Below are 23,425 nucleotides of genomic sequence, written 5' to 3'. Positions count from 1 at the left end.
CCACGTACTTTCTCGCTTGACTGACCCGCCGGACCGAATACGCTAGCGCAAAATACCGGCCTTGGTCGCCGGGCGGCAAATATGCCTCGTATGCCTCGCCCTCCGGCGCTGGCTGCGGGGCATTGTCATTTCTGAGGATCGGTTTGAAACGGCGTATCGAGATCGGCATCCTGTATTCCCGCTCGGGCAGCTACCAGCTGGTCTCCGATGCGTGCCGGATGGGCGCCATGCGCGCCATCGCCGACATCAATGCCGATCGGAGCTATGGCATCGAACTGGTTCCGGTAGAGCGCGATCCGCAAAGTAATGCCGATCGCTACGCGACTTTGTGCGAGGACATTTTCAGGACCAGCAGCGCGCGCCATGTCGTCGGTTGCGTCACCTCGTGGAGCCGCAAGGAAACCATCCCGGTGCTGGAGAAGGCCGGCGGCATGCTCTGGTATGCCTGCCCCTATGAAGGGTTCGAGGCCAACGAGCATGTCGTCTACATGCACGCCTGCCCCAACCAGCATCTGGTTCCGCTGATGGCGCATGTCGTGCCGCGTTTCGGCGCCAACGGCTTCCTGCTCGGCTCGAACTACATTTGGGGCTGGGAGATGAACCGCGTGGCGCGCGACCTGATCGCGGATGCCGGCGGCAAAGTGCTGGGCGAGCGCTATCTGCGCATCGGCGAGACCGACGTGTCGCGGCTGATCGCGGAAATCCGGGCGACGAGGCCGAGCTTCATCCTCAACAATCTGATCGGCACCTCATCCTACGCCTTCCTGGCGGCTTACCGCGAGCTGGGCGATGAGGATGCGGCATTCAGGCCGGAAAACTGCCCCGTCATCTCCTGCAACCTCACCGAAGGCGAGTTGCCGGCGATCGGCGATACAGGGAAAGGGCATCTGTCGGTCGGGCCCTATTTCGCGCCCCGGCCGGCTGCCTTCGCTTCGTCCTTCGAGGCCTCCGCCTATGCCTCGGTGCAGGTGATGGCCGACGTGCTGTCGCGCGACACTGATGCCGGCCCGGCGGAATTTTCCAAAGCCTTCGCCGAGCGGCGCTTCTCCACCCGGCTCGGGCCGATCGCCATCGACGCCCACTCCCAGCACGCGACGCTGCCGGTGATCATCGGCCGGATCGCCGATGGCTTCTTCGAGGTCGTCAGCCAGGAGGATGAGGTCGCGCCGGATCCATATCTGTCGCGCTACGACCCCGCCAACACGTTCGGCCGTCCGCGTCTGAGAGTGGTGTCATGACCCGGACGCGCATCCCCAATCTCGGCGGCGCGCGGGCTTTCATCCTGCATCGCCCGCATCCGACGGTGCAGGCAATCACCAGGCAATTGTCGGCCATCGGCCTGGCTACGATCGACTGCTGGCCGGAATTGCCGCCGGAAGCTCTCGCCGCCGATTTCGTCTTCTTCGATGCCGATCTCGGTTTCGACGAGCAATTCCCGTGGAAGCCGGGCGAGGCGCCGATGCCGCTGGTGGCGCTGATCGGTTCCGAGGCGCCGGGGCGTATCGAATGGGCGCTGTCGCACAAGGCCGATGCGCAGCTGCTGAAGCCGGTCGGCAATGCCGGCGTCTACAGCGCTCTGTTGATCGCGAGACAGAGTTTCGAGGCCCGAAAACATTTAGCCGGCGAGATAGCGTCGCTGCGCCAGCGCGTCGCCGAGCGCCAGACCATCGTGCGCGCGGTGACGGCCTTGTCGAAAGGCAGCGACGACGAGCGCGCCTATGCGCAGCTGCGTTCGCTGGCGATGAGCTGGCAGATCAGCGTCGAGGATGCCGCGCGTCGGATCGTGGCAATGACAAGCGAGGAAGCGACGGGGGAAGAAGGCGGCGATGACCAGTCCCATCGCGCCTGATCTACCGGTGCGCATGCCGGCAAAACCGCGCGCCGGTGTCTGGCGCCGGCTGGTGAAACGCCGCCTGGCGCTGCTCGGCCTGGTCATCGTCGCCATTGTCCTTGCCGGCGCTGTGCTGGCGCCTCGGCTGACCGGCTATGACCCCAACGAGCAGATTTTCGACGGCCTGACCATCGAGGGCTCGCCGCTGCCGCCAAGCGCCCAGTACTGGCTCGGCACCGACCTGCTCGGACGTGACCTCTTGACCCGCATCCTCTACGGCGCCCGCACCTCGCTGATCATCGGCATCGTCGCCAATGGCGTGGCGCTTTTGATCGGCACTTTGGTGGGCGTCACCGCAGGCTATTTCCGCGGCTGGATCGGCAGCGCGCTGATGCGCTTCACCGATCTGATGATGGCGTTCCCGGCGCTGCTGCTCGCCATCTGCCTGGCGGCAGTGTTTCAGCCCAGCCTGTGGATCGTCGCCATGGTCATCGCGCTGGTCAACTGGGTGCAGACGGCGCGTGTCATCTACACCGAGACATCGTCGCTGGCCGAACGCGAGTTCATCGACGCCGAGCGCAGCATCGGGGCGAGTGCGCCGCGCATCCTGTTTCGCCACATCCTGCCGCATCTCCTGCCCACCATCATCGTCTGGGGCACGCTCGGCATCTCCACCACGGTACTGCTGGAGGCGACGCTTTCCTTCCTCGGCATCGGCGTGCAGCCGCCGACGGCGTCGTGGGGCAACATCATTTTCGAGAACCAGACCTATTTCCAGGCCGCGCCCTGGCTGGTGTTCTTCCCCGGCGCCGCAATCCTGGCGTTGGCGCTGGCCTTCAATCTGATCGGCGACGCGCTGCGCGACATCCTCGATCCGACGCAAAGGGGCCGGGAATAATGGGGGGCCGGTCATGATCGCCTATCTCGGCCGCCGGCTGATCCAGTCGCTGCTCATCCTGCTTGGCGTCTCGCTGATCACTTTTGCGCTGCTCTACCTCTTGCCGGCCGACCCGGTGCGGCAGATCGCCGGCCGCAGTGCTACGCCGCAGACCGTGGAAAACATCCGCCAGCAGCTCGGCCTGGACCAGCCTTTCGTCGTCCAGTATTGGCACTACCTGACGAAGCTAATCAGCGGCGATCTCGGCCGCTCCTACATCCAGCGCTCGGAGGTTACCGAGCTCATCGTCTCGCGGCTGCCGGCCAGCCTGCTTTTGATGGTGGGCGCCATATTGTGCGAGTTGCTGATCGGTCTAAGCATGGGGCTGATCGCCGCCGTCAAGCGCGGCTCCGCCACCGACCAGACCCTGATGGTGGCCTCCTTCGTCGGCGTCTCGGCGCCGCAATTCGTCGTCGGCTTGTTGCTGCTCTACGTCTTTGCCGTGCGGCTAAGCTGGTTTCCGATCGGCGGCTACGGCACATGGCGCCATCTGGTGCTGCCGTCGTTGACCATGGGCGTACTCGGCGCCGGCTGGTATGCGCGCATGATGCGCTCGTCGATGATAGACGTCCTGCGCCAGGATTATGTCCGCACGGCGCGGGCCAAGGGCCTGGCGCGCAGCGCCATCATATTCCGCCACGCACTGCCGAATGCCATCCTGCCGGTCATCGCCATGATCGGCATCGACATCGGCATCTTCATGGGCGGCATCGTCGTCGTCGAAAGCGTGTTCGGCTGGCCCGGCATCGGTCAGCTGGCGTGGCAGGCGATCCAGCGCGTCGACATTCCGATCATCATGGGCGTCACGCTGGTGTCGGCCTTCGCCATCGTGCTCGGCAATCTGCTCGCCGACATCATCGCGCCGTTCATCGATCCCCGCATCAAGCTCAGATGAAAATGAAACAGAGAAAGGGAACACAACATGAAAAAGTTTCTCGTATCCACAGTCGCGGCATCCGCCTTGGCCCTCATGCTCGGCATGACAAGCGTCCGCGCCGAAGACACGGTCGATCCCAACGCCAAGCAAGGCGGCGCCATCACCATCACCTACAAGGACGATGTTGCGACCCTCGATCCGGCGATCGGCTATGACTGGCAGAACTGGTCGATGATCAAGAGCCTGTTCGATGGGCTGATGGATTACGAGCCAGGCACCACCAACCTGAAACCCGATCTGGCAGAAAGCTACGAGATTTCGCCCGACGGCCAGACCTTTACCTTCAAGCTGCGCCATGGCGTGAAATTCCACAATGGCCGCGAGATGACGGCCGACGACGTGAAATATTCGCTCGACCGCGTCACCAATCCGAAGACGCAGAGCCCCGGCGCCGGCTTCTTCGGCTCGATCAAGGGCTATGACGATGTCGCTGCCGGCAAGGCCGAAGGCCTTTCCGGCGTCACCGTCGTCGATCCCTACACGGTGAAGTTCGAGCTGACCCGGCCCGACGCCACCTTCCTGCATGTCATGGCCATCAATTTCGCCCATGTCGTGCCGAAGGAAGAGGTCGAGAAATATGGCGCCGATTTCGGCAAGCATCCGGTGGGCACCGGCGCCTTCAAGCTCGCCGAGTGGACACTCGGCCAACGCATCGTCTTCGAGCGCAATGCGGATTACTGGCACAAGGGCCTGCCGCATCTCGACAAGATCACCTTCGAGATCGGCCAGGAACCGATCGTGGCGCTGCTGCGCTTGCAGAAGGGCGAGATCGATGTGCCCGGCGACGGCATTCCGCCGGCAAAATTCCAGGAGGTGATGGCCGATCCCGAGCAGAAGGCGCGCGTCGTCGAAGGCGGTCAGCTGCACACCGGCTACGTCACCATGAACACCACCATGGCGCCGTTCGACAATGTGAAGGTGCGTCAGGCCGTCAACATGGCGCTCAACAAGGCGCGCATCATCCAGATCATCAACGGCCGCGCCGTGCCGGCCAACCAGCCGCTGCCGCCGTCGATGCCGGGCTACGACAAGGAATACAAAGGTTATCCCTATGACGTAGCCAAGGCCAAGGCGCTGCTGGCCGAGGCCGGTCATCCCGATGGTTTCGACACGCAGCTGTTCGCCATGAACACCGATCCCAACCCGCGCATTGCCCAGGCGATCCAGCAGGACCTGGCGGCCATCGGCATCAAGGCCAGCATCCAATCGCTGGCGCAGGCCAATGTCATCGCCGCCGGCGGTGACAAGGCCGGCGCGCCGATGATCTGGTCGGGCGGCATGGCCTGGATCGCCGACTTCCCCGATCCGTCGAATTTCTACGGCCCGATCCTCGGCTGCGCCGGCGCGGTGCCGGGCGGCTGGAACTGGTCGTGGTACTGCAATAAGGACCTCGACGCCGAGGCGGCCGAGGCGGATTCTGTGGTCGACCCGGCAAAGGCCGGCGAACGCGACAAGATGTGGAGCGCCATCTACGACAAGGTGATGGAAGACGCGCCCTGGGCGCCGGTCTTCAACGAACAGCGCTTCACCATGAAATCCGCCCGAATGGGCGGCGCCGACAACCTCTATGTCGACCCGGTCCATATCCCGATCAACTATGACAATGTGTACGTAAAAGATGTGCAATAGCTGCGACTACACCATCCATGGGCGCCATCACCATTTCGGCTGGGACAATTCCTTTGTCCCGGCCGAGCGGGTGGCGCCCGGCGCGACCATCGAGTTCCAGTGCCTCGATGCCGCCGGCGGCCAGCTGAACGCCGACAGCACGGTCGCCGAAATCGTCAAGCTCGACTTCGCCGGGGTCAACCCGGTGACCGGGCCGATCTTCGTCGAGGGCGCCGAGCCGGGTGACGCGCTCAAGGTGACGATCGAGATGTTCAAACCGTCCGGCTTCGGTTGGACGGCGAACATTCCCGGTTTCGGCCTGCTCGCCGATGACTTCACGGAACCGGCGCTGAACATCTGGAAATACGATGCAGCCGCGCTCGAACCGGCGCTGTTCGGGAAAAACGCGCGCGTGCCACTGAAGCCGTTCGCCGGCACCATCGGCAATGCGCCGGCTGAGATGGGGCTTCACTCGGTGGTGCCGCCACGGCGGGTCGGCGGCAATCTCGACATCCGCGATCTCGCTGCCGGCACGACGCTCTATCTGCCGGTTGAGGTGGCCGGCGCGCTGTTCTCGGTCGGCGATACGCACGCCGCACAAGGCGATGGCGAGGTCTGCGGCACGGCGATCGAGAGCCCGATGGACGTCGTGCTCAAGCTCGACCTTGTCAAGGACGCCAGGCTGAAGACGCCGCGCTTCACCACGCCGGGCCCGGTGACGCGCCATCTCGACGCCAAGGGTTACGAGGTGACGACGGGGATTGGGCCGGATCTGATGGCGGGCGCGAAGGAGGCGGTGGCGCAGATGGTCGATCTGCTCGCTGGGCGTTACCAGATCGATCCGGTCGAGGCCTATATGCTGGCCTCGGTGTGTGGTGATCTGCGCATCAGCGAGATCGTCGACATGCCGAACTGGGTGGTGTCGTTCTATTTTCCGCGTTGCGTGTTTGAATGATGTCAGGTCGGCGCTGCACCCCCACCCCGCTGCTTCGCAGCGACCCTCCCCATAAGGGGGAGGGTAAAGCGCTGCCGCCCTACCTCCCCCTTGTGGGGAGGTCGGACCGGACGTCCGGGTGGGGGTCAGCGCCAAGGTTTGTGCGAATGGTGCGACGGAACCAATCCGTCGCAGGGCTCCACCCACAATGACCCTCGCCGACACCCCCGTCCTCTCCATCGCCAACCTCTCCGTCAGCGTGCGCGGCGAGGACGGCGAGCGCGATGTCGTCTCCAACCTGTCGCTGACGCTGGCGCGCGGCGAGACGCTCTGCATTGCCGGCGAATCCGGCTCCGGCAAGTCGATGACCGCGCTGGCGATCATGCAGCTTTTGCCGCAGCCGGCGGCGCGCATATCGTCAGGCATGATCCGTCTTCGGGATGGGAATCGGGGCGACACCGACCTAGCAACCCTCGACGAACGCCAGATGCGGCGCATTCGCGGCGACCGCATCGCCATGATCTTCCAGGAGCCGATGACCTCGCTCAATCCGGTGCTGTCGATCGGCCGGCAACTGACCGAATCCATCGAAGCGCATACCAGCCTGTCGTCGGCGCAAGCCCGCCAGCGCGCGATCGAGGCGTTGAAGGCGGTGCGCATTTCGGAGGCGGAAAGCCGGCTAAAGCAGTTTCCGCACGAACTCTCCGGCGGCATGCGCCAGCGGGTGATGATCGCCATGGCGCTGGCGCTCGAGCCCGACGTGCTGATCGCCGATGAGCCGACGACGGCGCTCGACGTCACCGTGCAAGGCGAAGTGCTGGAGCTGTTGCGCGACCTGCAGCGCCAGCATGGCACCAGCGTCATCCTGATCACCCACGATATGGGCGTGGTTGCCGAAATGGCCGACCGGGTCATCGTCATGCGCGACGGCCGCATGGTCGAAGAAGGCACGACATCGGATATTTTTGCCCGCCCGCAGGCCGACTATACGCGCGAACTGCTGGCTGCCGTGCCGCGCATCGGCAGTGGTGTCGGTCGACAGAAATCCAGGGATGCGATTGACGTCTTGGAGCCGGCCAATGTCGCCGAGGTCAACGACCTGCATGTCCGCTTCGATCTGCGTGGCGGCATCTTTGGCCAGGTCACCCGCCGCGTCCACGCCGTCGAGGGCGTCAGCTTCTCGATCGCGCCCAACGAAACGCTCGCTCTGGTCGGCGAATCCGGCTGCGGCAAGTCGACCACCGCCAAGGCGCTGGCCGGACTGGCGCCGTATAGCGGCGACATCGTCATTGGCGGGCGCAATCTCTCCGGTCTTGGCCGCGACGAACGCAAGGCGGTGCGCCGTGACGTCCAGATGATTTTCCAGGATCCCTTCGCCTCGCTCGATCCGCGCATGCGCGTCGGCGACCTCGTTGCCGAGCCGCTGGTGATCCATGGCATCGCTTCCAAGGACGAGCGCCGGGAACGGGTGGCGGCGCTGTTCGAGCGTGTCGGCCTGTCGGCCGAACAGATGGAGCTTTACCCGCACGAATTCTCCGGTGGCCAGCGCCAGCGCGTCTGCATCGCCCGAGCGCTGGCGCTACGACCAAAACTGATCATCGCTGACGAAAGCGTCTCCGCGCTCGACGTCTCGGTGCAGGCGCGTGTGCTCGATTTGCTGAAGGAATTGCAGCGCGAATTCGGCGTCGCCTATCTCTTCATCTCGCACGACATGGCGGTGGTCGAGAACATTTCCGACCGCGTTGCCGTCATGTATCTCGGCCAGATCGTCGAGATGGGCACGCGCGACCAGGTGTTTTCCAACCCGCGCCATCCCTATACGAGGCGGCTGATCGAAGCGGTGCCGGTGCCCGATCCGGCCCAGCGCAGAAGCCGCTTCGCCCGCCTCGACCAGGAGATACCGAGCGCCACCCGCAGGATCGGCGAGGCGCCGCTGAAGCTGGCTCTGAACGATGTCGGCAACGGCCATCTGGTTGCTGCAGAAAGCTGAGCCGCACTGGCTGGCGATTGCAGCTTTACCTTGTTAAGCACAACCAGGACTTGTCATCTCGGGTTTACCACGCCTTAGGTAGATGACGGCCACTATACGGTCGGCGTTCTTGCCCTGGGGGAAAACAGTGCTCAAGGCGGTTCTGCAGCTGCTGCCGGGTCGGTTCATGGATGTGCGCATGCGCGTATCCGCCGACTACGAGACGCGCGTCGTGGAGCGGCCCGGGCGCTGGATGAAGGCTGCCGAACTGGAGCAGCTGAGCAGCGATCTGCGGCTGGTAGCGTCCAAGACACTGAAGTTCGGCAGCCTGACCTATGGCGTGTTTTCCGGCGACCGCAGCCGGCTGGAACATTCCATCATCACCATTGTCTACCGGCGCAGCGACGGGCAGCCGATCGCCTTCAACTCGCTGGCGTTGATGGAGATATCGCTCGCCGGCAAGCCCTATGAAGTCTTGCACCTCGGTCTGGTCATGATCGATCCCGATGAGCGCAGCCGCGGGCTGAGCTGGATCCTCTACGGCCTGACCTGCTTCCTGATGTTTTTGCGCAATCAACTGCGGCCGATCTGGATTTCCAATGTCACCCAGGTACCCGCCGTCGTCGGCATGGTCGCCGAGGCCTTCAGCAACGTGTTTCCGGGGCCGCATGCAGGCGCGCGGCGCTCGCTCACCCATGTGCTTTTGGCGCGGCAGATCATGGCACGCCATCGCCATGTCTTCGGTGTCGGGCCGGAAGCCGGTTTCGATGAAGAGCGTTTTGTCATCACCAATGCCTATACCGGCGGCTCGGACGATCTGAAGAAAACCTTCGATGAGGCGGCCAAGCACCGCGAGGAGACCTTTAACGAGTTCTGCCGCAAGGAACTCGACTACGGGCGCGGCGACGATGTGCTGCAGATCGGCCAGATGAGTTTCCAGTCCGCGCGCACCTATCTCGCCGACGCGGTTCCGCGCGGCTCGCTTGCCGCCCTTGCGGTAGCAGGTGCGGCGGCCACGCTGCAGCGGCTGGTTTTGCCGGTGGTACACTGGGCGGATAGCAGCCGCCAATGGAATGTGCTGAGACCATGGACACGCTGATGGCTTCATCCGTGATGATGCCTGGGTGTGAGCTGATGGGCGCTGACCGATGAACCTCGACGACACGCTCGTGGCCGACACCATCACCTCGCTGGCGGCGCTGTTCGGGCTGCTGATCGTGATATCGGTCGTCGGCGGGCGCGACACCGGCGATCCGCTGTCGCGGCGTTTTCTGTTCGGTTTGCGGGTGCTGACGGTTCTGCTCGCCTGCCGCATCCTCGACTGGACTACCGGCCTCGCACTCTTCCGCTTCGTCACCATCGCGGCGGCGGGCCTGCTGCCGCTGGCCGCACTGCTGCTGACCGAGGGGCTGTTGCGCCGGCATGCGCCGTTTGCGCTAAAGTTCTTTGCCGCCGGCGGCGCCCTGCTGTTTCTACTGCTGGCGCCGATCCCGGAACGCTTTGCCGAGCCATGGCGGATGGCGGTACTACTTGCCTTCCAGTTCGGAGGTTTTCTCGCCATCGGCTGGCTGGTGATGACGCGCGATCGCGACAGCCTGTCGGCGGCCGAAAACCGCACGGTCGAGCGCATGGCGCTGTCGCTGCTGTTGATCATTCCGTTCATGGTCACCGACTACCGGCCCGGCCTGTTCGAAGTGCCGGTTCGGCTTGGCGGCATCGCCATCCTGTTCCTGTGTTGGCTGACGATCGGCCTTGGACGCGCGAGCCTCGGCCATCGCGACACGATCGGCGCCTTTACCGTGATTACGCTGAGCTCGGTTTTCGCCGGGCTGGCGCTGGGCGGCATCGACGATCTCGGCTGGCGCGGCAGTGTGCAGGGCGTGGTGATCGTGCTTTCGGCGACGCTGCTGGCAGTCATCTACAATGACAGCGTCAGCCTCACCGCGGAGAAGCGCCGCGACTCGTTGCTGAAGCATATGGCCGAGGGCGACCTCACCGATTCGGCGCGCTTCCTGCGCGGCCTGCAGAGCCATATTCTTGTCGACGGTGCGCTGATCCTGCCGGCAGCCGACCTCGGTGATTTCGACCTGAAGGTGCTGGCCCGTGCACTAGAGCAGGAGCCCGTGCGCTCGCTCGCCGATACGCAGCCGGGGGCGCCAGTCGACCAGGATATACGCGAGCAGCTGGCCTGGCTGTTCGAGAAATTTGAGGCGACCCATGTGCTGCTGGCGACGCTCGAGCCGTTGACCGTGGTGGCGCTCAACATGCCGGCGCTGGCATCGTCGCCGGGCGTGGAAATGGAGCTGCGGGCAGTCCAGCGCATGGCGATGCTGATCTCGCAGCGGCATGCGAAGGGTTGATCATACTGAACGGGCCGGCTCTTGCGTCGGCCCGTTGCCGTAGCCGGGTCAGGCGGCCTTGGTCTTCGAGGCTTCTTCGTCGCGCACCATTTTTGTCACGGCGGCGAAGTCGAGCTTGCCGGAGCCAAGGACCGGTACCTTTGAGACCACCCGCACTTCGGCCGGGACCATCAGGTCCATGGCGCCGTTGGCCTTGGCGTAGGCGAGGAATTCCGCTCGTGTGGCGCCGGATGCCTCAGTGATGAGGATCAGCTTTTCGCCCTTGCGCGCGTCGGGCACCGTGGCGACCGCCGACAGCGAGCCCTTCCACAATTCGCCGGCCAGCGCTTCGACAGCGGCGAGCGAGATCATCTCGCCGCCGATCTTGGCGAAGCGCTTGGCGCGGCCGCGAATGGTGATGAAGCCGCCTTCGTCGATAGCGACGACGTCGCCCGTATCATGCCAGCCGTCCTCCAGCGGTTCGAGCACGCCGGGCTTCTCGGCCCGGAGATAACCGGCCATGACATTGGGGCCGCGCACGAACAGCCGGCCGCCTTCGTCGACGCCGGGGACCGGATCGAGGCGGTATTCCATGCCGGGCATGATCTTGCCGACGGTTCCAGAGCGATTGTACATCGGCGTGTTGATGGAGATCACCGGCGCCGTCTCGGTGACGCCGTAGCCCTCGAGGATGCGTAGGCCGAACTTCTCCATATAGGTCATGCGCGTCGCTGTCTTGACCGGTTCCGCGCCGGCAAAACAATAGCGTATCGAGCGGAAGTCGTAGGGGTGCGCGGTGCGCGCATAGCCGGAGAGGAAGGTGTCGGTGCCGAAGATGATCGTCGCGTTCGAGCCGTAGATCAGTTCCGGCACGAGGCGGTAGTGCAGCGGCGAGGGGTAGAAATAGACCGGCACGCCGGAGATCAACGGCAGCACCGTGCCCGCGGTCATGCCGAAGGAGTGGAAGATCGGCAGCACGTTGAACACCTTGTCGCCCGAATGGAAGTCGATACGCGACGCCGCCTGGGCGGCGTTGGCCAGGATGTTGCGGTGGGTCAGAACGACGCCCTTCGGCGAGCCTTCCGAACCCGAGGTGAACAGGATCACCGCCGCATCGCCGGGCTTGCGTTTCGCGCGCGGCGTCGACTTGCGCAGCAAGCCGAGCAGCTTATCCTTGAGACTGATGGTCTTTCTGAGATCGTCGAGCCACACGATGTCGACCGAGCGACCGAGTTCCTCGACTACAGCGCCGAGCTTTGCCTGTTCGACGAACGCGCGGGACGTCAGCACGGTGCGGACTTCGGCGGCCTTGCAGGCGGACAGAATATTGGCAGCACCTGCGGTGAAGTTCATCATCGCCGGAACCTTGCCGGCGGACATGACGCCGAGCAGCGTCGCGCAAGAGCCGTTGGCGTTGGGCAGCATGATGCCCAGCGTCTGCTGGTCGGCATAAAGGTTCTGGAACTTCTCACCAAGCACGGCGGCAGCCGTGAGCAGCTTGCTGTAGCTGAGAGAACCGGTGACCGGATCCTGAACTGCGAGCTGTTTCATGCCGCGTTCGTTCGCCGTCTCGATGATCTTTTCCAGTACGGTCTTGTCTATGTCCTGGGTGCGGAAAACGAGATCCGACATCACCTGGTAGAGCGCGGAACCCGCCGCGGCGCGGCGCTTGCGGCCCTTCAGCTCCTGCGGCACCTCGAGCTTGACCGGTTCCAGAATGGTCACCTTGACCTTCGGGAACAGGCGGCGGCGCACATGCTGCGAGCTCAGCCGCGAGAAGTAGGTCTTCTCCAGCCCGTCGATGCGCACCGGCACAACCATCGAGCCGGTCTTGTCGGCAACCATGGCGGCGCCGTCATAGACCTTCATCAGGCCGCCGGTCACGGTGATGCGTCCCTCCGGGAAGATCACCAGCGGGTCGCCGCCCTGCACGATCTTGATCAGCGTGCGGGTCGACATCGGCTTGGCCGGGTTGAGCGGCAAAGCGCGGGCAAGTTTCATGAACGGCTTCATCCACCAAGCCTGGGCAATGGTGTAGTCGATGGCGAAGACCGGCTCCTTATCGGTCAGCGTCAAGGCGAGCGGACCGTCGAGGAAGCTGACATGGTTGAGCGCCAGGATCGGCGCCTTGCCGGCCGCCTTGAGGTTTTCCATGCCCTCGACTTCGAGGCGCAGGAAAGCGCGGAACAGGATGGAGACGAAGTCACGGAAGGGGTTCGTCGGCAAATATTTCAGCATCAGCCAGGCGGCAATCGCATTGGCCGCGACGAGGCCGAACAGGATGCTGCCGGTCGAGACCTTCGTCTGGATCAGGGCCATGATGATGCCGCCGCCAGTCATGAAGCCGGCATTGACGATACTGACGGCGGCGACGACCCGGGCGCGCCGCGCTTCGGGCGACCAGGCCTGCACGGCGGCGAAGGTCGGCACCACCAGGAAAGCGGCTGCAATGGCCATGCCGGCGAGGTCGATGGCGACGCGGACCGTGTTTGGGCCGGCGAAGAACGCGCCAAGGGTTTCCGCCTGGGGCGACGGCGTCATGCCGGAGATGGTCCAGGCGAGATGCAGGCCGAACAGGGCGAGCAGCGCCGTGCCGACCGGTGCCGGCAACAGCACGATGCGGCCCTGCGACATCCAGGCGGCGATGGCCGAACCGATGGCGATCGAGACGGCGAACACGGCGAGGTAGACGGTGACGGCCATTTCGTTGCCGCCGAGCGAATCCTTGATCAGCACCGGCAGGAGCGAGAGCACGATGGCGCCGATCAGCCAGAACCACGACGTCATCAGGCCGGCGCGCCAGATGCCCGTGTCGGTGCGCAATTCGGCGACCTGGCGCCAGGTCGAGCGGAAGATGTTCTTGTCGATGACAAGGTCGGGCGCCGCCGAACCGGTGGACGGGATGTAGCGGCTGACGAGCCAGCAACCGACGGCGAGCGCCATCATGATCGGTCCGAACACCGCGACGCCGATGCCATCGGCGGAAACGACGCCGCCGGCTATGGTGCCGCCGAGAATCGCGGCAAACGTGGCTGACTCGATCCAGGCGTTGGCCTTGGGCAGTTCCTTGCGTTCGAGGTGATCGGGCAGGATGCCGTATTTGATCGGTCCGAACAGCGCCGAGATGATGCCGAACATCAACAGCGCCGTCATCAGCACGGGAATGGACGACAGGGCGATGCCGACGACGGAGACACCCGCCGCGGTGATCTCGGCGAATTTCAGACGCTTGGCTATGAGAGCCTTGTCGAAGCGGTCGGCGAGCTCGCCGCCGAGCGCCGACAGGAGCAGGAAGGGGGCCATGAAGACGGCGCCCGCCAAGGTGACCAGTGATGCCGCCTGGTCCGCCGCCAGCGTGAACAGAATAAGGAACACCAGCGTGTTCTTGAGGAAATTATCGTTGAAGGCGGACAGGAACTGCGTCCAGAACAAGGGCGCAAAGCGCCTGGACGTCATCAGATGAGCTGTCGGTCGGTTGATCGGGGCGATTTCCATAGCGGCGACTTCCATTGGGCAAGACCGATTAAAATCCTGGCTGGATCGATCAGCGGTCTTGCGCGTTGAGCCTTGTTTAGCGGGAACCAGGTTACACTTCGTTACTGCGGCTGACTTCCATCAGCAACTTCTCGGTCTTGGCGTCTTCCAGCCGGTTGATGAAGCGGCTTGCCTCTTCCGAGTCGCGCAGCGTCTTGGTGATGGTGATCGAGGTGTGCACGAGCATGATGGCGGCCATGGCATAAAACCCCTTGGCGGCGAAGCTCGCCTCCATGAAGTAGATGCCGCCGGCCATCATTGTGGCGGCAACGGCGAAACTGGCCATGGTGAAGGTCTTCCAGGCGCTTGAGTCCTTGGGGGAATAGGTGTTCGGGGTCATCGATATGGTCCTTTCGTTTCGAGGTTAGGTTGGTTGGGCGTGGGTCTGTTTCAGGCTGGATACAATCAGGCCGGATACAATCAGACTGGATAACAATCAGGCCGGGTACGATCAGGCCGGCTTGGTCATGGTCTTCGTGAGCCGTTCGAGCACGGCGTCGGCGCTGCTTCTCAGCGGCGCGCCGCAGCCGACGGCCGCAAGCTTCTCTGAGACCGCGGCAGGATCGCCCGACTGTTCCATCTCGGCCATGGCGGCCGCGGTGTCGTCGATCTGCTTTTGCCTGGTGCGCAGGCGCAGCAGCGTCTCCTCGGCGTCCCTGAGCGCCGACAGGCTGGAGCCGGGCGCGCTTTCTCGCAGGCGCTGGGTCGAGTCGACCGCGGCAACGATGCGCTGGCCGCGCTGCAATTCGCGCAGGCGCATTTCGGAGACGCGGATAATCCGCTTGAGACGCTCAATCTCGGTGCCGAAGCTTTTCTGCGCCTCGGCGGAGGCGTCGCGTTCGGCTTCCAGCATGGCGATGGTTTCGGCGGCTTCGCGGGCCAGTTCATTCTGTCCCTGCTCGATCGCGGCGATCGTGCGCTTCTCCAAATCGTCGATGCGGAGGACAAGCTTCTTGTACTGCGCGACTTCCTGTTCGTTCTGGGCGATGGCAATTGCAACCGCCCGGCGGGCGGCCGCGATAGCGTCGGCGTAATCGCGGATCTGCTGGCGCAGGATTATCAGCGCGTTGCGGTCGACGACCGCCTCGGCGGCTTCGTAGCTTCGGCCGCGAACGAGAGCAAAAAACTGTTTCAACATTTCCGTTTCTCCTCTATGAACGTTGTTCATGAGGCAAAGTAGCACATTGTGAACGGCGTTCAAGGAGAAAATGAACGGTGTTCATGATTGCGCATAAGAGAAGGTTAATGACCGCAAAACGGGACGCCAAACGCGAGGACCTCAAAGGCAGGCTGATCGAGGCCGCGCAAGCGCGCATCCAGTCCTCGGGGCTCGCCGGTCTGCGTGCGCGCGACATCACGGCCGATGCCGGCTGCGCGCTGGGCGCGCTCTACACCGCCTTCGCCGACCTGGACGAGCTCATCCTGCACGTCAATTCGATCACACTGGCCAGGCTGGGGGCGGCCCTGCAGCAAGAGGCGACCGGCGTCGCCGAGCCTAGGGCAAGGCTGAAGGCGCTGGCCAAGGCCTATCTCGGCTTCGCCCGCGACAACCGCATGGCGTGGAAGGCGCTGTTCGAGCACCGTATGGCGCCAGGCGTGGCGGTGCCCGAATGGCATCTGGCCGAACATGCGGTGCTGGTCCAGCATCTGGTTGAGCCGCTGGCCCAGCTGCTCCCGGCGGCGGCAACGCCGGAGCTTTTGGCCCGCGCGCGCACGCTGTTCTCCGCCGTGCATGGGATCGTCGCCATCTCGCTCGAAGACCGTTTCATTGGCCTGGCGTCCACCGACCTCGAAAGTGAGCTGCTGGGTTTCGTCGACACGCTGGTGAGCGGACTGGAGACGGAAAGGGAATGAACTGCTGCGATCGGCTCTTGCCTCACGGCACTCTGCCCTTATGAAGATCGTGGCGCGGACTGCCGGTTGATCCAGGCCGGCTGAGACTGTTGGGGGATACCCGGTGACAATCGATCAGAACCGTCGGTTTCGACCCGAAATACAAGGGTTGCGCGGACTGGCCGTCGCTCTGGTGGTCGTCTTTCACCTGTGGCCCCATGCTCTTCCCGGCGGATATATCGGTGTCGACGTCTTTTTCGTCATCTCTGGCTATCTGATCACCGGGCTGCTGGCGCAGATGGCGCTGCGCGACGGTCGCGTCTCGCTGATCGAATTCTATTCGCGACGAATCCGCCGGCTCCTGCCAGCAGCGATCCTGGTGCTATTGGTGACGCTGCTCGGTACGCTGCTGTTCATTTCCAAGGCGCGCTGGGAGGAAACGGCCAACCAGATCCTGGCCAGCGCGCTCTATGTCGAGAACTGGCGTCTGGCCCACGAGGCAGTCAGCTATCTCGACGCCGACAATCTGCCGACGCCGGTGCAGCATTACTGGTCGCTTTCCATAGAAGAGCAGTTCTACATCGTCTGGCCGGTGCTCATGATCGGCGTGATCTGGCTGGCGCGGCGATGGCATCTCTCCTTGCGACGATGCCTGGCGACGACATTGTCGCTCGTTTTCCTGGCATCGCTGGCCGCCTCGGTCATCCTGACGAAAACGGATTCGGCACAGGCCTATTTCGTCAGCCATACACGCCTGTGGGAATTGGCGTTGGGCGGCCTGCTGGTGCTTGGCGAGCACCGGTTCCGCCTGGGCGCGGGTGCAAGCCGGGTGATGGCGCTTGCCGGCACCGCCGGCATCCTTGCCTCCGCTCTTCTGTTTTCAGCGGCGACACCGTTCCCTGGCCTCAGTGCGTTGCTGCCAACCCTGGCCACCGTGCTCATCATCCTGGCTGGCGAAGTCCAAGCCGGTCGGTTTCGTGGGCTCGATTTGTGGCCGCTTCGGTTCATCGGCGATAGGTCCTATTCGATCTATCTCTGGCATTGGCCGTTGATCACATTCTTCCTAGGACAGGGCTTTTCGCTGACCTTTGCCAGTGGTGCCGGCCTGATTGCGGTGACCGTGGTCCTGTCGGACCTGTCTTATCGCTATGTCGAACAACCCTGCCGGCAATCCCGGGGTGCCTGGTGGAAGCCGCTGGGGTACGGCACCATCGCTGTCCTGGCATGCGTGGCGGCATCGGAGGGGCTGCTGCATTTCGTGACGACGCAACGCACCGACATTACGCTGATCGGCACGCCGGCCTATCCCGGGCCTGCCGCCTTGCTGACCGGCGCCGCGGTTCCGGACGATGTGGACCTCCTGCCGCCGCTGGCCAGGCTAAGGCGGGATGTGTCGAGGTTGTTCTCGGCGGGATGTCAGCAGAACCTCAAAGGCGCAAAACCGGTGGGATGCGTGCTGGGCGACCCCGCCGGCCCGAAAACCATCGTCCTCGTTGGCGATTCCCACGCTGCCCAATGGGGTCCAGCCTTGAACAAGATCGCCAGGGACCGCAAATACAAGCTGGTTTCTTTCTCGAAATCCGCCTGCGCATTCGCGCGTGCGCCCACCAAGTCGGACGGCAAGCCGTATCCATCTTGCTACGAGTGGAGGGAGAAAGTGCTGGCTGAGATTTTAAAGCTCAGGCCGCTCGCCGTCATCACCAGCCAGTCCAACGCCGGATCGGTTCCGGATGACCTGATGATCGAGGGGCTGCGCAATGTCTGGAGCGAACTGACCGAGGCAGGTCCGCAGATCATCGTCATCCGCAACACGCCCTTGATGCGATTCGAACCCGGCGATTGCCTGAGCGCCACGCCCGCAAAATGCTTCACCAAAAGAAGCGACGCCGAGCTCAACAACCTGTTGGCGCTTGCCGCGGAGGGTCAGAAAAACGTGCGCGTCGTCGATATGACTGACGCTTTGTGCGGACCGGAACTATGCCCGGCGGTCGTCGGCAATATGATCGTCTGGCGCGACACCGGTCATTTGACGGCCACCTATTCGCTTGCGCTCGCGCCTTATCTCGCCCCCAGGCTCGGCCTCTGATGCGATTCCCAAAGCGAAAGGGCCACGCGCTTTCCCAAGTTGCTCCAGCAGGCACAGAGTCCAGATATTTTTCGGGACGAGCAAGGAAATGGAAATTCCGCTGGTGGAGCTGAGGAGGATCGAACTCCTGACCTCGTCATTGCGAACGACGCGCTCTCCCAGCTGAGCTACAGCCCCGTCCAGCGGATGGCGCATTTATCGAAGGCTGCGGTTTCCTGTCAAGGCGGGGTTTTGCCGAAATCCCTTGTGCCCGGAGCTTGTAGGCGACCGGCCCTTGCCGGTTTCGCGCGCAATGGCTACATGTCGGCAACAATCGGAGACCGGCATGCTCGCCCTCATTCAAACAATCGTCATGGCGCTGGACCTGTACTGGTGGGTCATCATCGCCTCGGCGATCTTTTCCTGGCTCTATGCGTTCAACGTCGTCAACTCGCGCAATCAGTTCGTCGGCAGCATCGGCAACATGCTCTACCGGCTGACCGAGCCGGCGCTGCGACCGATCCGTCGGTTCATGCCCGACCTTGGCGGCGTCGACATCTCGCCGATCATCCTGCTTCTGCTCCTGTTCTTCCTCAGGCAGCTCATTCTCACCACGATAGCGCCGCTGGTCCTGTGAACCCGACGATGGCATGAACGCGCCATTCCACTTGCGCGCCGACGGCATCGACCTGTTTATCCGGCTGACGCCGAAGTCTTCCGTGGACAGGCTCGGAGGCGCCGAAAAATCGGCCGACGGGCGCAGCCATTTGAAGGCGCGCGTGCGCGCCGTGCCGGAGAATGGCGCGGCCAATGCGGCGCTGGAACGGCTGGTGGCCAAGGCGCTGGGCGTTCCGGCATCGGTCGTGTCGGTCATTGCAGGCGGCACGGCGCGGCTGAAGACGGTGCGTGTGGTTGGCGAACCATCGACGCTGGTGAAGAGCATCGAGGCACTGGCCGCCGGATAATCCTCAATCCCCCAGCGGCAGCTTCGGATCGTCGACCTTCAGCGTGTTCACGCTCTGCTTGATGCGGCGCAGGTTTTCGAGAACCCTGGGTCCGCGCGTTTCGGCCACGGAGGTGACGATCATGTCGACGATCGACAGCAGCGCATAGCGCGACGAGGTCGGCTTGTAGATGTTGCCGTCTTCCAGCGACTGGAACTGGATGACGGTATCGGCGGCCTTGGCGAGCGCTGATTCCGGCGGGGTTACGGCGATGGTGGTGGCGCCATATTGCTGGGCCACCTGAACGGCGTCGATCACCGAGCGCGCATAGCCGGACACCGAGAACGCGATCAGCGTCGTCTCCGATGTGGCGACCGCGGCATACATGCGCTGCAATTGCCCGTCGATCTGCGCCAGCACCGGCACGCCGAGCCGAAACAGCCGGTTCTGCATCTCGGTCGCCATCATCGAGGAAATGCCGCCGGAGCCGATGCACAGCACATTGCCCGAACTGACGATGCGAGCGGCCACGCCCACCAGCGTCTTCATGTCGAGGTTTTCGCTGGCGCGCTGGAGGGCGGCGATTGCCGCTTCGGTGATGGCCGACGCAATGCGCTGCTCGCGCGCGTCGCGGTTCAGCGGTTCGGGCGACAGATACTGGCCGCCAATGGCGATCGCCTGCGCCAGGTAGAATTTGAAATCGCGCAGACCCTCGCAGCCGAGATTGCGGCAGAAACGGGTGACCGTCGGCTCGCTGACGCCGACGCGCGCGGCGATTTCCGAGATTGCCGCCTTTGAGGCGAAGTCGAGATCGGTCAGCACGAGGCCGGCCAGGCGGCGGTCCGATTTGGTGCCGTCCTGCGACATCAGCTGCAGGCGCGTGATGATGTCGGCCGGCGTTTTCATTTCTGGGTTGTCGTCTTCATCGTGGTGTTTTCGTTTTCATGCCGGCGCTCTCATAGCGGCAGGCCTGTCGCCGTGTCGAACAGATGGATGTTTGCAGGCGCGACCGAGACCGGCAGCATTTCACCCGGCTTGACCTGTATCCGATCGCGGAACACGGCGCGCACCGTGTCGGCGCCGATCGCGCCATAGACATGGGTTTCCGAGCCGGTCGGCTCGACGACATCGACCTTGATCGCCATCGCGTCGACAGCCTCGCCGATGACGAAGTGTTCGGGCCGTATGCCGGCCTCGACCGTGCTGCCAGCCGGCACCGTCTTGCTGCCGAGCGCCAGTCGCCCTCCGCCGGCCGATTCGAACCAGCTTTTCTCGGGCGTCGTCTTCAGGGCGCCGGAGACAAAACTCATCGACGGCGAGCCGATGAAGGAGGCGACGAATTTGTTGGCGGGACGGTCGTAGAGCTCCAGCGGTGCGCCGACCTGCTGGATCTTGCCGCGGTCCATCACCACGATGCGGTCGGCCATGGTCATGGCCTCGATCTGGTCGTGGGTGACATAGACGATGGTCGATTTCAGCCGCTGGTGCAGCGCCTTGATCTCGGTGCGCATCTGCACGCGCAATTGCGCGTCGAGATTGCTGAGCGGCTCGTCGAACAGGAACACCGAGGGTTCGCGCACGATGGCGCGGCCCATTGCGACGCGCTGGCGCTGGCCGCCCGACAACTCCCGGGGATAGCGGTCGAGATAGGAGAACAGGTTGAGGACGCCAGAGGCCTTTTTCACCTTGGCGTCGATTGCCGTGCGGCTTTCGCCGCGAATCTTTGGGCCAAAGCCGATATTGTCGGCCGCTTTCAGGTGCGGAAACAGCGCATAGGACTGGAAGACCATCGCGATGTTACGCTGCTGTGGCGGCAAATCGTTGGCGCGCACGCCGCCGATCAAGAGGTCGCCTGAGGTGATCGGCTCCAGCCCGGCCAGCATGCGCAGCAAGGTCGACTTGCCGCAGCCGGAAGGGCCGACCAGCACGACGAACTCGCCGCTCTTGATGTCGAGGCTGATGTTTTCGAGGATCTTATGGCGTCCGAAGGATTTCGACAGGTCGCGGAACTCGACATCGGTCATTGTCAGGCTCCCAATATGTCGTCGATGAAGGGCAGGAAGCCGGCGGTCAGTCCGGCGTCGACCGGCACCACCGCGCCGGTTATCCCCGATGCGCGATCCGAAACAAGGAAGGCCACCGCTTCGGCCACTTCCGTGGCGTCGACGATGCGGCCGAGCGGATAGAGCCGCTTGAGCTTGCCGAGAACATCCGGGTTCTTGGCCAGCCGATGGTCCCATGCGGCCGTGCGGATCGAGCCGGGGCAGACGACATTGGCGCGCAGCCCGTTGCGGCCGAGTTCCACAGCGATCGCTTTGGCATAGGCATTGATGCCGGCTTTGGCTGCGGCATAGGCCGGGTTGCCGAAGTGGGCGATGGCGTTGACGGAAGAGATGAAGACGACGCTGCCCGAACCGCGCGCGGCCATTGCCTTGATCAGTGGATCGGCGAACAGCATCACCCCGGTCAGATTGAGGTCGAGCTCGTGCTCAATCTTATCAGGTGTCAATGCGGCAAGCGTCTCTGCGCGCGTCCAGCCGGCATTGTTGATCAGCATGTCGGGAACGCCATCTTTCTCAAGGATCGCTGGTATCGCCGCCTCGATGGAAGCCCGGTCGAGGAGGTCGAAGGCGTGACGCGACGCCAGGTGTGGGCTGCGCAACGCATCTTGCGACTGGTCGCAGCCGACGACCCGCGCGCCTCGTTCGGCCAGCAGCGCCACAATAGCCGAGCCGAGCCCGCCGCCGGCGCCGGTCACCAGCACGGTCTTGCCGGCGAATTCGGCCGTTGAAACCACCCTGCGCGCCTCCCTGGGATCTACGATAGTCGGAAACGCTATTTTAACAAATGTAATTAAGCAACAGGATAATCCGCTTGCACAGCGTGAAATCACCGATAATGTAGGAAAGTCACATAAAGCCTTGGCCGCCTGGAAGCCGCAAGAGCGCAGGCGCAATCAAATGGGAGAGATCGAATGAAGCTTGCAAAATGGACTGTCGGCCTGATGGCCGGAATGAGCCTGCTCGCCCTGGCCGCGCAGGCAGATGCCGGCGAGGTGCGCGTAACCGTCGCCGAATACAGCGCCAAGACCGGCCCGTATTTCGAAGCGGTGAAAAAGGAATTCGAGGCAGCCAACCCGGGTATCACCGTCAAGTTCGAAGTTGTGCCGTGGGACGTGCTGCTGCAGAAGCTGACCACCGACATCACGGCCGGCACCAATGCCGACCTGTCGATCATCGGCACCCGCTGGCTGATCGATTTCGTCCAGCAGGATGTCGCCGAGCCGCTCGACGGCTATATCAAGCCGGAGTTCAAGGACCGCTTCATCGACACCTTCCTGTCGCCCTCGATCATGGAGGGCAAGACCTACGGCCTGCCGATCGCGGCCTCGGCGCGCGCCATGTACTACAACAAGGAATTGTTCGAGAAGGCCGGAATCGCTAACCCGCCGGCAACCTGGACCGAGTTGCAGGAGGATGCGCGCAAGATCAAGGCACTGGGCACCGGCACGTTCGGCTTCGGCCTGCAGGGCAAGGAGATCGAGACCGACGTCTATTATTATTATGCGATGTGGTCGCAAGGCACCGAGATTCTCAACAAGGATGGCACGTCGGGCCTCGGCACGCCGGGCGCGCTCGAAGCCGCCAAGCTCTACAAGTCGATGATCGACGAAGGCCTGACGGAACCCGGCGTCACCTCCAACAACCGCGAGGACGTCCAGAACCTGTTCAAGCAGGGCAAGGTCGGCATGATGATCACCGCGCCCTTCCTGTCCAACCAGATCAAGGACGAGGCGCCGAACCTGAAATATGGCGTGGCCGCTATCCCCGCCGGACCGACCGGCGCGCGCGGCACGTACGGCGTCACCGATTCCATCATCATGTTCAAGAATTCCAAGAACAAGGATGAGGCCTGGAAGCTGCTCGACTTCCTGTTCACCACCGAACAGCGCGCCAAGTTCACGCAAGGCGAAGGCTTCCTGCCGGTGAACAAGGAAGAGGCCAAGATGGACTATTACGTCAACAATGCCGATCTGGCAGCGTTCACCGCGCTGCTGCCCGACGCTCGCTTTGCACCGGTCATCCCCGGCTGGGAAGAAGTCGCCCAGATCACCTCGGATGCCATGCAGAAGATCTATCTCGGCGGCGACCCCGAGGCAGGCTTGAAGGAAGCGGCTGCCAAGGCCAACGCCGTGATCAAGAAATAGGGCGTATCTCCCTGCGCCCGGCGCGCCCCAGAGATCGGGGCGCGCCACACTTTCCTCTCCCTCCGGAGGGGGGAGAGGTGGCTCGGCGAAGCCGAGACGGAGTGGGGGAACCACCTGGCAACCGCCGCGATGGACATAGGAAGGGGCAATAGGGGCAAACATCACCTCGCCTTGCGCCCCAAGGGTCGACATCCACTCCGTGGGCCCCCCCCCCGACCACCGAGCCGCGGCACCCACCACCCCCCCCCCCGCGGCGGGGCGGGGGGGCCGGGCAGGACCGCGGGGGG

General features: G+C 63.7%; 20 protein-coding genes and 1 tRNA gene. 14 read left to right on the top strand and 7 right to left on the bottom strand.

What is annotated here, in order from left to right; all coding sequences use genetic code 11:
* Positions 1 to 143 precede the first annotated feature (143 nt).
* The 9 genes from NKH38_RS26220 (at position 144) to NKH38_RS26180 (ending at position 10,576) form a co-directional block, all read left to right on the top strand.
* Positions 144 to 1,238, top strand: coding sequence for a transporter substrate-binding protein (locus NKH38_RS26220; RefSeq protein ID WP_023668588.1), 1,095 nt, complete (start codon positions 144 to 146; stop codon positions 1,236 to 1,238).
* The gene (locus tag NKH38_RS26215) at positions 1,235 to 1,849 is read left to right on the top strand and encodes an ANTAR domain-containing response regulator (protein ID WP_023668589.1); all 615 of its coding nucleotides are present in this window, start codon (positions 1,235 to 1,237) and stop codon (positions 1,847 to 1,849) included. The genes NKH38_RS26220 and NKH38_RS26215 overlap by 4 nt, the downstream gene beginning before the upstream one ends.
* Positions 1,827 to 2,729 (top strand): ABC transporter permease, encoded by a 903-nt coding sequence (locus NKH38_RS26210; protein WP_352765243.1) that lies wholly within the window; start codon positions 1,827 to 1,829, stop codon positions 2,727 to 2,729. Before NKH38_RS26215 ends, NKH38_RS26210 begins: the two co-directional genes overlap by 23 nt.
* Before the next feature lie 13 nt (positions 2,730 to 2,742).
* A complete protein-coding gene (locus tag NKH38_RS26205; protein WP_023668591.1) occupies positions 2,743 to 3,663 on the top strand; it encodes an ABC transporter permease in 921 nt (306 codons plus the stop codon).
* Between the two features lie 75 nt (positions 3,664 to 3,738).
* Positions 3,739 to 5,334 (top strand): ABC transporter substrate-binding protein, encoded by a 1,596-nt coding sequence (locus NKH38_RS26200; protein WP_502896679.1) that lies wholly within the window; start codon positions 3,739 to 3,741, stop codon positions 5,332 to 5,334.
* Entirely contained in the window at positions 5,324 to 6,268 is a 945-nt protein-coding gene (locus NKH38_RS26195) for an acetamidase/formamidase family protein (protein ID WP_023668593.1), read from the top strand. The genes NKH38_RS26200 and NKH38_RS26195 overlap by 11 nt, the downstream gene beginning before the upstream one ends.
* Positions 6,269 to 6,455: 187 nt before the next feature.
* Positions 6,456 to 8,237 carry an ABC transporter ATP-binding protein gene (locus tag NKH38_RS26190; protein WP_352765248.1) on the top strand — a complete coding sequence of 594 codons (1,782 nt, stop codon included), beginning with the start codon at positions 6,456 to 6,458 and terminating at the stop codon, positions 8,235 to 8,237.
* A 127-nt stretch (positions 8,238 to 8,364) separates the two neighbouring features.
* Positions 8,365 to 9,315: a hypothetical protein gene (locus NKH38_RS26185; protein ID WP_031238722.1), complete on the top strand. Its 951-nt coding sequence runs from the start codon at positions 8,365 to 8,367 to the stop codon at positions 9,313 to 9,315.
* 49 nt (positions 9,316 to 9,364) lie between these two features.
* Positions 9,365 to 10,576, top strand: coding sequence for a hypothetical protein (locus NKH38_RS26180; protein WP_023730197.1), 1,212 nt, complete (start codon positions 9,365 to 9,367; stop codon positions 10,574 to 10,576).
* Between the two features lie 48 nt (positions 10,577 to 10,624).
* Here NKH38_RS26180 and NKH38_RS26175 read toward each other — a convergent pair whose 3' ends face one another.
* The 3 genes from NKH38_RS26175 to NKH38_RS26165 all read right to left on the bottom strand — a co-directional run bounded on the left by NKH38_RS26175 (position 10,625) and on the right by NKH38_RS26165 (position 15,227).
* Positions 10,625 to 14,050, bottom strand: coding sequence for an acyl-[ACP]--phospholipid O-acyltransferase (locus NKH38_RS26175; RefSeq protein WP_352765251.1), 3,426 nt, complete (start codon positions 14,048 to 14,050; stop codon positions 10,625 to 10,627).
* Positions 14,051 to 14,141: 91 nt separating this feature from the next.
* Positions 14,142 to 14,429 carry a YiaA/YiaB family inner membrane protein gene (locus NKH38_RS26170; protein ID WP_023668598.1) on the bottom strand — a complete coding sequence of 96 codons (288 nt, stop codon included), beginning with the start codon at positions 14,427 to 14,429 and terminating at the stop codon, positions 14,142 to 14,144.
* Between the two features lie 111 nt (positions 14,430 to 14,540).
* Positions 14,541 to 15,227, bottom strand: a complete 687-nt coding sequence (locus tag NKH38_RS26165; protein ID WP_352765254.1) for a PspA/IM30 family protein — start codon at positions 15,225 to 15,227, stop codon at positions 14,541 to 14,543.
* A 107-nt stretch (positions 15,228 to 15,334) separates the two neighbouring features.
* On the opposite strand from NKH38_RS26165, the gene NKH38_RS26160 reads away from it, so the two are divergent.
* Both NKH38_RS26160 and NKH38_RS26155 read left to right on the top strand, forming a co-directional pair.
* A complete protein-coding gene (locus NKH38_RS26160; protein WP_023737945.1) occupies positions 15,335 to 15,943 on the top strand; it encodes a TetR/AcrR family transcriptional regulator in 609 nt (202 codons plus the stop codon).
* A 103-nt stretch (positions 15,944 to 16,046) separates the two neighbouring features.
* Positions 16,047 to 18,008 (top strand): acyltransferase family protein, encoded by a 1,962-nt coding sequence (locus tag NKH38_RS26155; protein ID WP_084569919.1) that lies wholly within the window; start codon positions 16,047 to 16,049, stop codon positions 18,006 to 18,008.
* A 101-nt stretch (positions 18,009 to 18,109) separates the two neighbouring features.
* Here the strand turns inward: NKH38_RS26155 and NKH38_RS26150 are convergent.
* Positions 18,110 to 18,185, bottom strand: a tRNA-Ala gene (locus NKH38_RS26150).
* Between the two features lie 148 nt (positions 18,186 to 18,333).
* Between NKH38_RS26150 and NKH38_RS26145 the strand changes: the two genes are divergently transcribed.
* A complete protein-coding gene (locus tag NKH38_RS26145; protein ID WP_023668602.1) occupies positions 18,334 to 18,624 on the top strand; it encodes a YggT family protein in 291 nt (96 codons plus the stop codon).
* A gap of 13 nt (positions 18,625 to 18,637) precedes the next feature.
* Positions 18,638 to 18,952: a DUF167 family protein gene (locus NKH38_RS26140; protein ID WP_023730192.1), complete on the top strand. Its 315-nt coding sequence runs from the start codon at positions 18,638 to 18,640 to the stop codon at positions 18,950 to 18,952.
* 3 nt (positions 18,953 to 18,955) lie between these two features.
* Here NKH38_RS26140 and NKH38_RS26135 read toward each other — a convergent pair whose 3' ends face one another.
* From NKH38_RS26135 to NKH38_RS26125, 3 genes are read right to left on the bottom strand one after another with little or no spacing between them, the layout of a single operon-like run.
* Positions 18,956 to 19,837 carry a MurR/RpiR family transcriptional regulator gene (locus NKH38_RS26135; protein ID WP_023730191.1) on the bottom strand — a complete coding sequence of 294 codons (882 nt, stop codon included), beginning with the start codon at positions 19,835 to 19,837 and terminating at the stop codon, positions 18,956 to 18,958.
* 50 nt (positions 19,838 to 19,887) lie between these two features.
* Positions 19,888 to 20,955 carry an ABC transporter ATP-binding protein gene (locus NKH38_RS26130; RefSeq protein WP_023730190.1) on the bottom strand — a complete coding sequence of 356 codons (1,068 nt, stop codon included), beginning with the start codon at positions 20,953 to 20,955 and terminating at the stop codon, positions 19,888 to 19,890.
* A gap of 2 nt (positions 20,956 to 20,957) precedes the next feature.
* On the bottom strand, positions 20,958 to 21,728 hold the full coding sequence (locus NKH38_RS26125; RefSeq protein WP_023704977.1) for an SDR family NAD(P)-dependent oxidoreductase: 771 nt from the start codon (positions 21,726 to 21,728) through the stop codon (positions 20,958 to 20,960).
* 177 nt (positions 21,729 to 21,905) lie between these two features.
* Between NKH38_RS26125 and NKH38_RS26120 the strand changes: the two genes are divergently transcribed.
* Entirely contained in the window at positions 21,906 to 23,138 is a 1,233-nt protein-coding gene (locus tag NKH38_RS26120; protein WP_023730189.1) for an ABC transporter substrate-binding protein, read from the top strand.
* Positions 23,139 to 23,425: the final 287 nt, after the last annotated feature.

Origin of the sequence: Mesorhizobium sp. M1078 (genome assembly GCF_040318615.1) — a bacterium.
Taxonomy (GTDB): Bacteria; Pseudomonadota; Alphaproteobacteria; order Rhizobiales; family Rhizobiaceae; genus Mesorhizobium.
This window is presented reverse-complemented; position numbering and strand designations above follow the sequence as displayed.

Excerpts from the sequence above, each read along its gene's own strand:
- NKH38_RS26180 (WP_023730197.1), top strand. The coding sequence starts at position 9,365 with ATGAACCTCGACGACACGCTCGTGGCCGACACCATCACCTCGCTGGCG.
- NKH38_RS26200 (WP_502896679.1), top strand. The coding sequence starts at position 3,739 with ATGCTCGGCATGACAAGCGTCCGCGCCGAAGACACGGTCGATCCCAAC.
- NKH38_RS26195 (WP_023668593.1), top strand. The coding sequence starts at position 5,324 with ATGTGCAATAGCTGCGACTACACCATCCATGGGCGCCATCACCATTTC.
- NKH38_RS26190 (WP_352765248.1), top strand. The coding sequence starts at position 6,456 with ATGACCCTCGCCGACACCCCCGTCCTCTCCATCGCCAACCTCTCCGTC.
- NKH38_RS26170 (WP_023668598.1), bottom strand. The coding sequence starts at position 14,429 with ATGACCCCGAACACCTATTCCCCCAAGGACTCAAGCGCCTGGAAGACC.
- NKH38_RS26120 (WP_023730189.1), top strand. The coding sequence starts at position 21,906 with ATGAAGCTTGCAAAATGGACTGTCGGCCTGATGGCCGGAATGAGCCTG.
- NKH38_RS26210 (WP_352765243.1), top strand. The coding sequence starts at position 1,827 with ATGACCAGTCCCATCGCGCCTGATCTACCGGTGCGCATGCCGGCAAAA.
- NKH38_RS26140 (WP_023730192.1), top strand. The coding sequence starts at position 18,638 with ATGAACGCGCCATTCCACTTGCGCGCCGACGGCATCGACCTGTTTATC.
- NKH38_RS26205 (WP_023668591.1), top strand. The coding sequence starts at position 2,743 with ATGATCGCCTATCTCGGCCGCCGGCTGATCCAGTCGCTGCTCATCCTG.
- NKH38_RS26165 (WP_352765254.1), bottom strand. The coding sequence starts at position 15,227 with ATGTTGAAACAGTTTTTTGCTCTCGTTCGCGGCCGAAGCTACGAAGCC.
- NKH38_RS26145 (WP_023668602.1), top strand. The coding sequence starts at position 18,334 with ATGCTCGCCCTCATTCAAACAATCGTCATGGCGCTGGACCTGTACTGG.
- NKH38_RS26175 (WP_352765251.1), bottom strand. The coding sequence starts at position 14,050 with ATGGAAATCGCCCCGATCAACCGACCGACAGCTCATCTGATGACGTCC.
- NKH38_RS26130 (WP_023730190.1), bottom strand. The coding sequence starts at position 20,955 with ATGACCGATGTCGAGTTCCGCGACCTGTCGAAATCCTTCGGACGCCAT.
- NKH38_RS26215 (WP_023668589.1), top strand. The coding sequence starts at position 1,235 with ATGACCCGGACGCGCATCCCCAATCTCGGCGGCGCGCGGGCTTTCATC.
- NKH38_RS26135 (WP_023730191.1), bottom strand. The coding sequence starts at position 19,837 with ATGAAAACGCCGGCCGACATCATCACGCGCCTGCAGCTGATGTCGCAG.
- NKH38_RS26160 (WP_023737945.1), top strand. The coding sequence starts at position 15,335 with ATGACCGCAAAACGGGACGCCAAACGCGAGGACCTCAAAGGCAGGCTG.